The following is a 13613-nucleotide window of genomic DNA, read 5'->3' on the forward strand; positions in this document are numbered from 1 at the left end:
GTTTATGTCTGATAAACCTTGTTGTAGTTATACCTCGCCTTCAGGAAAAAAGTGCTTGGAAACCGATATGGGGTCTGGATTCTGTTTTTGGCACGATAGTAAGTTTGATAAGTCAGGACTAGATCTAACCCAGAAATTAGAGCGTTATGCGAAAAAAGGTGGTTTACTGCATGGGTTACAGCTAAAGCGCGCTAACCTCAGTGGTCTTAATCTTATTAAGCAGGATGATGAGGAGGGATATGACCTATCCTACTGTAACTTTTATCGAGCAAACCTATCAGGCGCACACCTTTTTAATAACAAAATCGCTAACGCATCACTAATGAAAGCAAATCTTCACGATGCCAGCTTACATTATTGCGATTTAAAGAATACAAACTTATTAGGGGTTAAGTTTAATGATAGTCGTATTGACAATATCGATTTAGGCGACCATTTACTGCAAGAAGCACAGGCCATTAAAGCTCGCAAAAATAGACAGTATGATGAAGCTCGTGACTTATTCGAACAATCCGAAGAGATATATCGAAACTTAAGGAAGGCATCTGAAAACCAAGGACTTTTTGAACTGGCTGGCAACTTTACTTATAAAGAGCTTAGAATGCGCCATGCCCAATATCCAAAAGGATCAACAAAACAAATTACGTCGAGTTTTATTGATATGCTTTGTGGGTATGGTGAAAAGCCTGAAAACGTTATTCGCTTTAGCCTTTCGCTGATAATCTGCTGCGCAATTTGTTACTTTCTATTCGGTGTCAGCTATAGCGATACAATTTTGCAACTTAGCCTTGATAACACTTGGCAAGACAACTTATCTGCCTTATTGAATAGTTTTTACTTTAGTGTAGTAACATTCACAACGCTTGGATACGGAGATATAACTCCCATAGGTTTTTCACGATTTATTGCTGCATTAGAAGCATTTTGTGGTAGTTTTTCTCTCGCTTTGTTTGTGGTTGTATTCGTAAAACGTATGACTCGCTAAAGCATAATGTATGAACCAACGTGCTTTTTAGCTTGATACATTTTTTTATCTGCTCGGTTAATTAGTTCTTCTGCATCAACAGTGCTATCAAGTGGGGCTGCGATTATGCCAACACTTAAATGTAATTCCGGATACTGCTCCTCAAAAATACCTATTAGCTTTTCACAGATATGGGTTGCACTAGCAACTTCACAATCTGGCAAAATGATGCAAAATTCATCACCGCCGTAACGACATGGAACGTCTATTTCACGAATATTTTCCAACAAATATTGGCCTATGTACTTAAGAACTTCATCGCCTTTTTGATGGCCTTGCGTATCGTTGATTGATTTAAAGTCATCTAAGTCAAAATAGACAATTGTAAGCGGTGATTTATGGCGCCGAGCTCTTGCTAAGTCACGCTGTAAAAGCTCTTGCATTACGCGTCGATTATAAAGGTTCGTGAGAGGGTCTAGTTTAGCCAGCTTTTCAAGCTCTTGAGTTCGTTGTGCGACCTTTTCTTCAAGTCCTTTTGCGTAGACTTCTGTTCGACGTTTGGCGTTCTCAATCTCTCCAACTAAGCTGTCTATGTAAGTATCAAACACTAAAGTAGTATCAAAATAAATTAATCTATCAATAACCGTTAGAGTTTGTTGTAATTCAGCGTGGTCACTAATCTTTTCTCTAAGCACATCAAAGATCAGTTCTTTAAGCGTACAAACTGCCGACAAATAGAGTTTAGGTTCTACCCCAATACGTTTGTGAACCATACCAATTCTTAGTCTATTGTTGACATATTCATGCTCATAGCGACCACAAAATAAATCAATAATATATTGACGCTGCGCATCTCTTAATCGGGTTAATGTATCGGCATCACCAATTAACAATGATATTTCATCGACTTCTGTTTGCTTTTTATAAAAATCACTCACCACATCTTCAATCGCTGATTCAATAATTGGTTTGTAATTAATTAGTGATGATAAACTTTTCGAAGTGAGCCCCAGTAAACTCATTCTGTGCTGAATTTCAACGTCATTAATTTTCATTTGGTCCACTAAAGTCTGTTCAGTTCTACGCATTTACCACCTCAAAATACTCCTTTTTAACTAAATATAGCCAAGGAATTAAAACCTACGAAGTTTAGTTAGAGTATTTTCTCAAAATAACTAACAATTTATATTAGACTAGTTATAAAGGCAGTGACGAATAAATATGATGATAAATACGTTTTTTATAACCGATCAAAATCCCAGCTTGATTGTTAATGGGATCTACGACCCCACATTAGTGACGCTTTCAATCGCAACAGCTATTTTTGCCGCCTATTTTTCACTTTATATTATAGATTTAGCAAACAAGACTGAGTTTATCTCGTACCAAAGGTTAGGCAGTGCAACGGGCGCATTAGTAATGTCTGGTGGGATATGGAGTATGCATTTTATCGGTATGCTCGCTTTTTCTCTGTGTACGACAGTTAATTACGACCCCACACTCACGTTTTTATCCTTCTTACCGGCATTTCTAGCTTGTTACATATGCTTTTCAATCTTCAGGCGCCATTATATGTCGGGTATCCCGCGTGCAATTAAATTGGCCTTGGGATCAGTTTTACTTGGAGCAGGTATTGGCACAATGCACTATACAGGCATGGCTGCAATGGAGCTAAGCCCTCTGCTTCGCTATGACCCTAGCTGGTTTTCAGCCTCCATAATTGTTGCTGTCCTTTTATCTTTTATCGGATTGTATTCACGTTTTCATTTAAGTGATCACTTCAAGGCACTATCAACGCTCCAAAATCGCCTTATTTGCGCCATTATATTTGGTTTTGCAGTATCAGGAATGCATTACATGGGTATGGCTGCAACTCGGTTTGTAGCCACATCCCCTCTGCTATCTGAAAATGTCCAAACATCGCAGCTGGTTTTTATTGCAATTAGCGTCTCATTCGCCACCGTATTACTTACCACCCTAGTCGGAATATTTAACGGTATGGTGCGTTTTCGCTTGCTACTCGCTGAAAAGTCTGCAGAAGAATCTCGTCTAGAAGCCATTTTAAGCACTGCTGTTGATGGTATTGTGACTATCAACATCAAAGGAGTGATATTGAGCTTTAATAAAGCAGCAGAGAACATTTTTGGCTGGCAGCAACACGAAGTGTTAGGCAAAAATGTAAAAATACTAATGAATGATGATATTGCAGCTCAACATGATGACTACTTATCAAATAGCAGTAATCATGAAGTTAAAAAAATCATCGGGGTAAACCGAAATGTTTATGCTAAACACAAGCATGGACACTTATTTCCTATCCGGTTAGGGCTTGGCGAAGTAAAACAACCAGACAAAGAGCCATTGTTTGTCGGTTTTATTACTGACCTAACAGAACAGCGTGCTTTGCAGCAAAGTCTTGAAGAAAAAGAGAAACAATACCGCACCTTGATGGATAATATGCCGGGTGCTGTATTTCGGTGCCTATTAGACGAAAACTGGAGCATGCTGTTTATTAGCCCCAGCGTTTTAGATTTAACGGGATACAGCCCTGATGAGTTTGTTTCAGGTCGAATTAATTTTGAGCAAATCATTCATGGCGATGATAAACAATCTATTAATGAAATTATCTCAAATGCTGCAGTAAACAACACTCAATACGCCGTTGAATATCGCATTCGCCATCGCAACGGTAAGATTATCTGGCTACTAGAGCAAGGATTAGTAAACGAAACTGTCGATACTGATAAAAAGTGCATTGATGGTGTATTAATCGATATCACGGCTCGTCATGAATATGAAGAATCACTAAAGCAAGCAAAACAAGAAGCTGAGGCTGCGGCTCATGCGAAGCAATCATTTATGGCAAATATGAGTCATGAAATTCGCACACCTATGAATGCTATTATTGGCTTTAGTGATATTTTAATGGATAGCCCATTAAGTAAAGAACAGCAAAAGCATATTATTACCGTTAATAAGTCAGCACGCTCATTACTGCACTTGCTTAATGAAGTATTAGATTCTGCTAAGTTAGAAAAGGGCAAACTCGACATACAACTTGAGCATTTTAATTTACAGACTCTGCTCGATAACATCGTTTCTACTTTTTGGCTTGAAGCAAAGCGAAAAAATTTACTGCTTGATCTGAGGATCAACGACGATGTTGCACCTGTTTATATCGGTGATGAAGTTCGTATTCGCCAAGTTATGAATAACTTGCTAGGCAATGCTATCAAGTTTACAGAGCAAGGCTCTGTGACAGTCAGCGTCAGTAAAACGCAAAATAATCAACTTTTCTTTGAAATTAAAGACACAGGTATTGGTATTGCTAAACACCGTTTAAATGCTATTTTTCAACCATTTGAGCAAGCTGATGGCACAATGACTCGACGTTTTGGAGGCACAGGTCTTGGTACGACTATCAGCAAGCAATTAGTTGAATTAATGGGTGGGACTATCAATGTAATTAGCGATGAAGGACAAGGTAGTTGTTTTTATTTCACGCTCCCCTTACAAGAGGGAGATGCAAAACAGGTTGATATTCTTAATCACAGTAAGCTCACCTTACCACCTTTGCGAATTTTAGTTGTTGACGATATTGAGCAAAATATCGAGCTACTTAAAATCTTGTTATCGCAGGCAGGTCATACTATCACAACCGCAAGCAATGGTTTTGAGGCTATTGCAGCGTTCGAAAAGCAAACTTTCGATGTCATTTTAATGGATATTCATATGCCTGAGTGTGATGGTTTAACCGCGTGTAAGAAGATACGGGAATTAGAGCAGATACAACAAATAAAAGTTACGCCAATTATCGCCCTCACCGCAAGCGTTCTTCAACAAGATAAGTTGACCACTAAACAAGCTGGCATGAATGGCTTTGCGAATAAACCTGTGGACATTAGTCAACTAAATCATGAAATAGCCAAAGTACTTGGTTTAGACATTAGTACTACCCATGATTACTACGAAAGTAATGATAAAAAACACATAAACTACGATAAAGGGGTGTTAATGTGGGGTTCGAAAGAAAAGCTAAATACTGAAATTGGCTTATTCCTAGCTAACCACCAACATAGTATTCTACGACTTAAGGGATCCACACTCAGCGAAGCAGAGCAAAAATCAATTTTACATACATTAAAAGGTGTTGCAGGGAATTTAGCACTTGCAAAGTTATTAGACCTACTGACTTTAGCTGAAAAAGAGCGTGAAAAGGATAGCTTTGCTGCACTGATTGACGAGTGTGAACAAGAATGGCGTATTCTTTACTCTCAGCTTGGGGACCTTAACCAGTCAAAAGTTGATCAACCACTGGAGCACGCTATTCCCATAGGCGCATTAATAGCTAAAGTTAATAAACTGCTCACGCAAGCTGAACACGCAGAAATAGACGATGAACTATTAAACCTTGTTCAAACAGAGACCCCAGCGGAGTATAAAGACAGGGTTGTTGAAATTTGTGCGCATTTTGATAATTTTGATTTTGATGCAGCAATGCAGGCTTTAACTGAGTTAAAGCAATGCCTCTTAGCTGCTAAGGAACACAAATGACTCCCGTTTCAGAACGTGAAAGAATTCTTGTAGTCGACGACGAACCTGCAAACCTCAAAGTGCTCAGAGAAGTGCTCTCTAAAGATTACCGGCTATCATTTGCTAAGTCTGGCGAGCTTGCATTGCAGCTTGTTGAAAATGAACCACCAAAGCTAATTTTACTGGATATCATGATGCCAGATATGACTGGTTTTGAAGTCTGTAAAGTATTAAAAGCAAACCCAAAAACAGCGCATATTCCTGTCATTTTTGTCACCGCGCTCTCTCATGAGCAAGACGAATCTGAAGGCTTTGCCCTTGGTGCAGTCGATTATATTACCAAACCAATTAGCCCTGCGATTGTAAAGGCTCGTGTAAAAAACCATCTATCGTTAGTTCATGCTGAACAGTTACAACTGGCGCATATTGATTTGATCCAACGCTTAGGCCGCGCCGCAGAATACAAAGACACCGACACTGGCGAGCACATTTCTCGTATGAGCCGTTACAGTAAAATATTAGCACTTGCCTATGGTATGAGTGAGCATGAAGCAGAGCAGCTTAGGCAAGCAGCGCCTATGCATGATATCGGCAAGATAGGAATTCCTGATGCTGTTCTATTAAAACCAGGACGTTTAAATGAACAAGAGTATGAGCATATGAAACAACATGCTCTCATTGGCGCTAAAATTCTAGAAAACTCAAGTTCGCCATTATTACAGCTCGCTCATAAGCTAGCGCTTGAACACCATGAAAAATGGGATGGTACGGGTTATCCGTATGGCCTTAAAGGCGAAGAGATCAGTATTGAAGGACGTATTGTCACAATTGCAGATGTATTTGATGCATTGACGTCGAAGCGCCCTTACAAAAAAGCCTGGTCAGTTGAAGAAGCCATCGACTTATTGAAAGACGAAGCCGGTAAGCATTTTGACCCACAACTTATCGATTTATTTATCGGTCAAATAGACAGCATCATAGAAATCAAAAACACTTATAGCAACTAATAGTGTATTTAAGGCCTCATTTGAGGCCTTTTTTAATTGCTTCATAATCGTGAGAAGTAATTTCATGGCTGTTACCGGCACAGTCTTTAAAATACATTGAGTAAGTAACACCATGATCTGCAACAACGGTTTTAATATCAAATTGAGCTAGATGCTCAAGCCACGCTAAAAACTGTGCTGCATTTGCGCCAAAGGCAATTCCTTTACTTGTGCCTTCTGCTTCAAATAGCGCCAAACGAATCGTCTTTGCTTGATCTTCTAAAGTTAAAGGCCCTTTTCCTTCATCCCAAAAAGCAAGTTCAGGTACCACACTAAAACCAAGTACTTGTTGATACCACTTTACTGCAGCCGCTAAATCATCAACATTTAAGTGGCAGTGATCAACTCCAGATAGTGACGGAATAGCCATGTTACTCCCCTATCTCAGTTTTCAACTGTTCTAAAAATGCGAGCATGTATTCTGTGCGTCGTTTAGCCTCATCCTTTGCTGATGGCGTGTTCATACTCTCGCTGATGTGTAACAACTTAATGAAAAAATGATCGAGGGTATATTTTGTATCGTCTGGTTCGCGGTTTAAACAAAATGGATCGTCTTTATGATACAGGTAGCGACCAATTGAGCCCCCTACTTTCATGCAGCGGCTTACCCCAATTGCGCCTAATGCATCCATTCGATCAGCATCTTGCACTATTTGCGCTTCGACGCTTTGTACTTTGATATTGGCACTAAAACTATGTGCCGCAATAGCATGATGAATTGCGCTAAAATACTGCTCAGGATAATGAATTGAGGCTAAAAAACTCAACGCTTTGTCTGCGGCCATAGTCGATGCTTTTGCACGGTCTGGGTGATTTTTTGCAACCGCAACGCAATCATGTAACCAAGCAGCTGGTAACACTACTGCCATTTCTGCCTGCTCGGCAATACATAACTGTTTTGCAACCCTCACAACACGCTCGATATGACTTATATCGTGTGCGACATCGGCATGGAGTAAAGACATAATAAAATCTCGACACTGAGTTTCTAAAGCTGCAAAGTCTATTTCTGGCTGCATATACAGGCTATTACCATTAACTAATTGAAATTATGCTTACTTTAGCGTGCTTGCTGGATTTGTTCAAAACATTCATTGTATGTTTGCCAGTGCTTCATTAAACTATGCCCCCTTTTGTTTGACGCGAGAATCCCTATGTCATCTGCTATTTACCTGCAAGCTGGACGTGAAAAATCATTAAAAAGAAAACACCCATGGGTGTTCTCAAAAGCCATTAAGAAAGTAAAAGGTAAGCCAGGACTAGGGGATACTGTCACTATCTATGACAATGACGGTAAGTTTTTAGCCATTGCTGCTTACAGTCCGCAATCGCAAATTCGCGCTCGTGTATGGAGTTTTGATCAAAACGAAATCATTGACCAAGCATTCTTTGAAAAACGTTTGCGCCGTGCCTATGCTGCCCGTGAGCAGGTGATCAGCGAAGGCGGTTTAACCGGTTTTCGTTTAAGTGCTGCTGAGTCTGATTACCTACCTGGTATTACTATCGATAAATTTGATAATGTACTTGTTTGTCAACTACTAAGTGCCGGTGCAGAACGCCATAAAGGTGAAATTGTTGCTGCACTGATGGCTATTTTCCCAGGTTGCGATATTTATGAACGTTCAGACGTTGATGTTCGCACTAAAGAAGGTCTTGAGCCAATCAAGGGCCTACTTTGGGGTAAGGAACCAACAGAACCTGTCATCATCGAAGAAAATGGCCTTAAACTCGAAGTAGACATTCTTGAAGGCCACAAAACAGGCTTTTATTTAGACCAACGTGATAGTCGTGCTGCTCTTGAGCGCTTTGTTAAAGACAAAACAGTATTAAACTGCTTTAGCTACACAGGTACTTTCTCGCTTTATGCGTTACGTGGTGGCTGTAAGCACGTTACTAACGTGGATGTGTCACAGCCAGCGCTTGATACTGCTAAGCGTAACGTTGAGCACAACAACCTCGATTTATCTAAAGTTGATTTTGTGAAGCAAGATGTCTTTAAGTTATTACGCCAATACCGTGATGAAGGTGTGCAATTTGATACTATCGTTATGGATCCACCAAAATTTGCTGACAACAAAGCGCAATTAACGGGTGCGTGTCGTGGTTATAAAGATATCAATATGATTGCGATGCAAATCTTAAAACCAGGTGGAACCTTACTCACCTTCTCGTGCTCTGGATTAATGGAACAAAACTTATTTCAAAAAGTGGTTGCGGATGCTGCCCTTGATGCAGGTAAAGACTTATTGATCATGGAGCGACTAAACCAAGCTGCCGACCACCCAATTGCTGGCAGCTACCCAGAAGGCTTTTATCTTAAAGGTCTGATTTGTAAGGTTTACTAGTTAAAACTTACAATTTCTAAACCGGCACTCAAGGAGCCATCTTGCTCCTTGGTTGCTCGTATCACACGGGCTGTTGCATCAAATGAAGTAATCGCCGTGCTAGTCGAAGCAATTAACACCCGATAAAGACTGCCTATTTCTAAGACTTCATCAAGGTGAATAGCCAGCCCTGTTGCACTTAAATCAGTGCACATCACCTGAATTTCTTCGCCATTAACTGCATCTAATGGGATTAGTTTTGCAGGGGTATGAATTTGCATGCGGCGAAAATCGCGTTTCTCCTCATGAAACATATGGCCTCCTATACCAGTGTTTTTATTTTCTCTATTAATGTTTTAACAGAAAAAGGCTTCACTACATAGGCGTCGCAACCGGCATCAAACCCCGCTTTTTGTTCAAGCTCGGTTTCAAGACCAGACACCATGACAACAGGAATTTGCTCTGTTTCTGGGGTGTTTTTTAGTAATCGGCAAGTATCATAACCATCTAAGCCCGGCATACACACATCGAGTAGTATAGCATCCGGCGGCTCAGCAATAGCCGATGTTAAACACGATGTGCCTGAGTTTGCATAGCTTAACGAAAACTCATTCCCAAGGCTTGCTTTGAGCATTTCAAAATTAAAATATTCATCATCAACAATTAAGATAGTTTGTTGAGGCCGATTTATGCTGCGCTCAGGAATAGAAATCGGTCTTTCCTTTTCAATGCCCACACTCTCTCCTTTTAGTAGTCACGTATTTGACTCAATTTGATGAGGATTCACGCTCACCATAATACCTTTACATTAATTATAACTCACTTTCTTTAATTGCGTTTAGTACACGCTTTGCAGATACAGGATAGGGTGTCCCCAGTGTTTGTGCAAATAAAGAAACGCGCAACTCCTGTTGCATCCAAAAGATATTTGAAATCTCTTCTGGTACAGGCATCCCCTTTGGAATTTTGTTAGTAAGTTTTTGATATTGCTCGGCCACTTTTTCAAGCTCTAATACACATAAACGATCGCGATTAGGATCAACCGGTAACTTTTCTAAGCGGCGTTCAATAGCTTTTAAGTAACGAATTAAATCTGTCATTTTTGCTGCGCCGTGCTGGCTTACAAAGCCTTTGAACACTAAGCTTTGTAACTGTGATTTAATATCACCGTGCGCCGTAATCATGGTTAAATCAACGCGTCCTTTCATACGTTTATTTAAGCCATGAGCTATACTCAGCACTTGCTCTACTTGGGTGGCAATCTCAACAACTGTGTCACCAAGCTCGCCGCGAATTTGCTCTTTGGCCTTTTCAAATGACTCTGCAGTGCGGATGTTGCCATATTTAGTTAATAGGCTATCGACGGCTGCTGCGATACAGTCATCAATTAAGTCATTCACCTTACCAAAGGGATTAAAGTACAAACCTAATTTAGATTTGTTCGGTAAGTTTTGCTGTAAATATTTAATCGGTGATGGCACGTTTAATAATACCAAGCGGCGTAAACCTTGTTGGTGCGCCTGCTGTGCTTTGTGTTCATTATCAAATAGCTCAACTGCTGCTGAATCTTTTTTATCCACCAGCGCCGGAAATGCTTTAATTTCGTATTGACCTTGCTTTTTCACGTAAGAGCTTGGTAACTCACCAAAACTCCACTCGGTCAAATCAGCTTTCTCTATACCCTTGTCGGCCACTTTCGATAAGGTATCCGTTACCTTACCTTGTAACTGGGCTTTTAGTTTAGATAAATTTAAACCGCGAGCGAGTAACTTATCGTGTTCATCGCGTACTTCAAACTGTAAGCGTAAATGCGGAGCAAGGGTTGATAAATCCCATGCATCCGGCTCAACACGCACACCTGTCATACGTAATAAGCGCGTGCTAATTGCATCAATTAAGTTGCCTTGCATCGGCTCGATTGCAGCAAGTACCGCATCGGCGTAGTTTGGCGCAGGCACAAAGTTGCGACGAATCGTTTTTGGTAGCGACTTGATAAGCGCACAAATTAACTCATGTCGAAATGCTGGAATATGCCAATCAAAGCCAGTTTTTTGCACTTGGTTTAACAGTGCTACCGGAATTTGTACCGCAACACCATCAACGGCTTGCCCTGGATCAAAATGATAAGCCAGTGGTAATAACAAGTTCTCTTGCTGCCAGGTATCTGGGTAATCAAACTCAGTGACATGATCGGCACCATGCTGCATTAGCTCTTCTCGAGACATATGCAAAAAGCGTTTATCTTTTTGTTTTTGTCCCTTCCACCACTTATTAAACGCGGCACGGTTATTTACATCTTGCGGAATTTTCTTGTCGTAGAATTCAAATAAGGTTTGTTCATCAACCAAGATATCACGGCGGCGAGATTTATTTTCGAGTACCTGAATATCTTCAATTAGCTCTTGGTTAAATTGTAAAAAGCCTTCATTTTGACCCAGCTCTTGCTCTACCAATGCTGTGCGAATAAATAACTCGCGACTTACTTTCGGATCAATATTGCTATACACACAGCGGCGCTTATTTACAATTAATAGGCCATACAAGGTTTGCTGTTCAAACGCGATAACTGCACCCGGCTTTTTCTCCCAATGCGGTTCGCTATAGCTGCGTTTCACTAAATGCTGCGCAAAGCCTTCAACCCATTTCAAATCTATGCGCGCGTTGATGCGAGCATAAAGCTTACTGGTCTCAACAAGCTCCGCTGCCATGATCCATTTTGGGCTCTTTTTAAATAATCCTGAGCCTGGGAAAATATGGAACTGGCTGTTGCGTGCGCCTTTATAAATTTGTTTCTCATCTTTAAAACCAATATGACTTAACATACCGCTTAATAAAGATTGATGGATTCGGTCACTATCAGCAACATGGGTAGTGGCCTTCATGCCCATTTCATTACATACCGTTGATAGCTGATAAACAATATCTTGCCATTCACGGATACGCATATATGCTAAAAAGTCCTTTTGGCATAACTTTCTAAATTGGCTATTGCTTAATTCAGATTGCTGCTCTTCAAGGTAATTCCAAAGATTTAAAAAGGCGATAAAATCTGAATCAGGGTCGTCAAAACGGCCATGCTTTTCATCCGCTGCACCGCGTTTTTCTTGGGGTCGCTCTCGTGGATCTTGAATCGACAATGCCGCAACAATAATGATCACTTCACGCAGTGCACCTAAGCCATCAGCAGTCAGTACCATTTTCGCTAAACGTGGATCAACCGGTAAGCGGCTTAAGCTTCTGCCTGATTTAGTAAGCTCAGTCTTCTTATGACGTTTAGCTGGCTTAATGGCTTCAAGTTCTTCAAGTAGCGTTAAACCATCATTGATATTACGACTGTCTGGCGCTTGCACGAACGGGAACTGCTGCATGTCGCCAAGCCCCAAACCAAGCATTTGCAAAATAACAGAGGCTAAGTTGGTACGTAAAATTTCAGGGTCAGTAAACTCTGGGCGCGAATTAAAGTCTTCTTCACTGTATAAGCGAATACAGATACCCGCTTCGATACGACCACAGCGACCTTTACGCTGATTGGCACTGGCTTGTGAAATTGGCTCAATCGGTAATCGTTGTACCTTAGTACGGTAACTATAACGGCTAATTCGCGCAGTACCTGGGTCAATAACATAACGAATACCCGGTACCGTTAGTGACGTTTCAGCCACGTTGGTGGCTAAAATAATATGACGACGGCTGTGCGGCGCAAAAATTCGGTTCTGTTCAGCGTTTGATAAACGCGAATATAGCGGTAAAACATCCGTGCCTTTGAGGTTTCGCTTTGATAACGCATCAGCGGTATCGCGAATTTCTCGTTCACCATTCATGAAAATCAGAATATCGCCGGGGCCTTCATCGCAAAGCTCATCGACTGCATCAAAAATTCCCTGTAATTGGTCACCATCTGCTTCCATGTCGTCTTTATTGATTTCAGTGGTTGGTCTGTAACGAACCTCAACGGGGAAAGTACGACCAGATACTTCAATGATTGGCGCATTATCAAAATGTTTAGAAAAACGCTCAGGGTCAATTGTTGCTGAGGTGATAATAACTTTTAAGTCAGGGCGTTTTGGCAGTAAATTTTTTAAATAGCCTAAGATGAAATCGATATTTAGGCTGCGTTCGTGGGCCTCATCGATGATGATGGTATCGTATTGATTTAGGTACCTATCTTGTTGAATTTCAGCCAGCAGAATACCGTCTGTCATCAATTTAATGTAACTATTGTCAGAAACTTGGTCGCTAAAGCGAATTTTAAAGCCCACTTGTTGGCCTAGCTCGCATTGCATTTCTTCTGCAATACGATTCGCTACACTTCGAGCCGCGAGTCGACGAGGTTGAGTATGACCAATGTATCCGTCAACACCTCGGCCAAGCTCTAAACACATTTTTGGGATCTGTGTCGTTTTACCTGAGCCTGTTTCACCGGCGATGATCACCACTTGGTTATTGGCGATCGCCTGTTTAATGTCATCTTTCTTTTGACTAACAGGAAGTTGCTCTGGGTAGGTCACTTTAGGCAAGGCAGCCAAACGTTGCTCGCGCAATTGCTGCGAACGGCTAATATCTTCAGCTATTTTTTGCGCTATGCTCGCTTGCTTAGTTTCATCGTTGATTTTTTTGATGCCATGTAGGCGTTTTTTGAAGATGAATTGATCTTTGCGTAAACACGTTTTTAATTCGCCGAACAGCGGACCTAGGTTAACCACCCGATACCCTTATATTTCTTAACCAATAGACTGATATTGTATC

The 13613-nt window shown here is 40.8% G+C and carries 10 protein-coding genes; 4 read left to right on the forward strand and 6 right to left on the reverse strand.

Annotated features, from left to right (window positions below; translation table 11 throughout):
- Positions 1-4: 4 nt before the first annotated feature.
- Positions 5-985, forward strand: a complete 981-nt coding sequence (locus L1264_RS15715) for an ion channel (protein WP_199527407.1) — start codon at positions 5-7, stop codon at positions 983-985.
- Here L1264_RS15715 and L1264_RS15720 read toward each other — a convergent pair.
- Entirely contained in the window at positions 982-2052 is a 1071-nt protein-coding gene (locus L1264_RS15720) for a GGDEF domain-containing protein (protein ID WP_199527406.1), read from the reverse strand. The two genes, L1264_RS15715 and L1264_RS15720, sit on opposite strands and share 4 nt — an antisense overlap.
- Before the next feature lie 136 nt (positions 2053-2188).
- On the opposite strand from L1264_RS15720, the gene L1264_RS15725 reads away from it, so the two are divergent.
- Positions 2189-5518 (forward strand): PAS domain S-box protein, encoded by a 3330-nt coding sequence (locus L1264_RS15725; RefSeq protein ID WP_199527415.1) that lies wholly within the window; start codon positions 2189-2191, stop codon positions 5516-5518.
- Entirely contained in the window at positions 5515-6504 is a 990-nt protein-coding gene (locus L1264_RS15730; protein WP_138558592.1) for a response regulator, read from the forward strand. Before L1264_RS15725 ends, L1264_RS15730 begins: the two co-directional genes overlap by 4 nt.
- Before the next feature lie 16 nt (positions 6505-6520).
- Here L1264_RS15730 and L1264_RS15735 read toward each other — a convergent pair whose 3' ends face one another.
- A complete protein-coding gene (locus L1264_RS15735) occupies positions 6521-6913 on the reverse strand; it encodes a VOC family protein (RefSeq protein WP_199527405.1) in 393 nt (130 codons plus the stop codon).
- 1 nt (position 6914) lies between these two features.
- The gene (locus L1264_RS15740; protein ID WP_135925325.1) at positions 6915-7562 is read right to left on the reverse strand and encodes an HD domain-containing protein; all 648 of its coding nucleotides are present in this window, start codon (positions 7560-7562) and stop codon (positions 6915-6917) included.
- 135 nt (positions 7563-7697) lie between these two features.
- On the opposite strand from L1264_RS15740, the gene L1264_RS15745 reads away from it, so the two are divergent.
- Positions 7698-8888 (forward strand): class I SAM-dependent methyltransferase, encoded by a 1191-nt coding sequence (locus L1264_RS15745; RefSeq protein WP_199527404.1) that lies wholly within the window; start codon positions 7698-7700, stop codon positions 8886-8888.
- Here the strand turns inward: L1264_RS15745 and L1264_RS15750 are convergent.
- From L1264_RS15750 to hrpA, 3 genes are all read right to left on the reverse strand, one after another.
- Entirely contained in the window at positions 8885-9181 is a 297-nt protein-coding gene (locus L1264_RS15750; protein WP_119853297.1) for a PilZ domain-containing protein, read from the reverse strand. The two genes, L1264_RS15745 and L1264_RS15750, sit on opposite strands and share 4 nt — an antisense overlap.
- 8 nt (positions 9182-9189) lie before the next feature.
- The gene (locus L1264_RS15755) at positions 9190-9558 is read right to left on the reverse strand and encodes a response regulator (protein ID WP_442960449.1); all 369 of its coding nucleotides are present in this window, start codon (positions 9556-9558) and stop codon (positions 9190-9192) included.
- A 121-nt stretch (positions 9559-9679) separates the two neighbouring features.
- The gene (hrpA, locus tag L1264_RS15760) at positions 9680-13570 is read right to left on the reverse strand and encodes an ATP-dependent RNA helicase HrpA (RefSeq protein ID WP_235404205.1); all 3891 of its coding nucleotides are present in this window, start codon (positions 13568-13570) and stop codon (positions 9680-9682) included.
- Between the last annotated feature and the right edge of the window lie 43 nt (positions 13571-13613).

The organism is Pseudoalteromonas sp. APAL1 (assembly GCF_021532475.1).
Taxonomy (GTDB): domain Bacteria; phylum Pseudomonadota; class Gammaproteobacteria; order Enterobacterales; family Alteromonadaceae; genus Pseudoalteromonas; species Pseudoalteromonas lipolytica_C.

Bases quoted from the DNA above. Each gene is read 5' to 3' on its own strand.
- L1264_RS15715 (WP_199527407.1), top strand. From the start codon at position 5: ATGTCTGATAAACCTTGTTGTAGTTATACCTCGCCTTCAGGAAAAAAG.
- L1264_RS15720 (WP_199527406.1), bottom strand. From the start codon at position 2,052: ATGCGTAGAACTGAACAGACTTTAGTGGACCAAATGAAAATTAATGAC.
- L1264_RS15725 (WP_199527415.1), top strand. From the start codon at position 2,189: ATGATAAATACGTTTTTTATAACCGATCAAAATCCCAGCTTGATTGTT.
- L1264_RS15730 (WP_138558592.1), top strand. From the start codon at position 5,515: ATGACTCCCGTTTCAGAACGTGAAAGAATTCTTGTAGTCGACGACGAA.
- L1264_RS15735 (WP_199527405.1), bottom strand. From the start codon at position 6,913: ATGGCTATTCCGTCACTATCTGGAGTTGATCACTGCCACTTAAATGTT.
- L1264_RS15740 (WP_135925325.1), bottom strand. From the start codon at position 7,562: ATGCAGCCAGAAATAGACTTTGCAGCTTTAGAAACTCAGTGTCGAGAT.
- L1264_RS15745 (WP_199527404.1), top strand. From the start codon at position 7,698: ATGTCATCTGCTATTTACCTGCAAGCTGGACGTGAAAAATCATTAAAA.
- L1264_RS15750 (WP_119853297.1), bottom strand. From the start codon at position 9,181: ATGTTTCATGAGGAGAAACGCGATTTTCGCCGCATGCAAATTCATACC.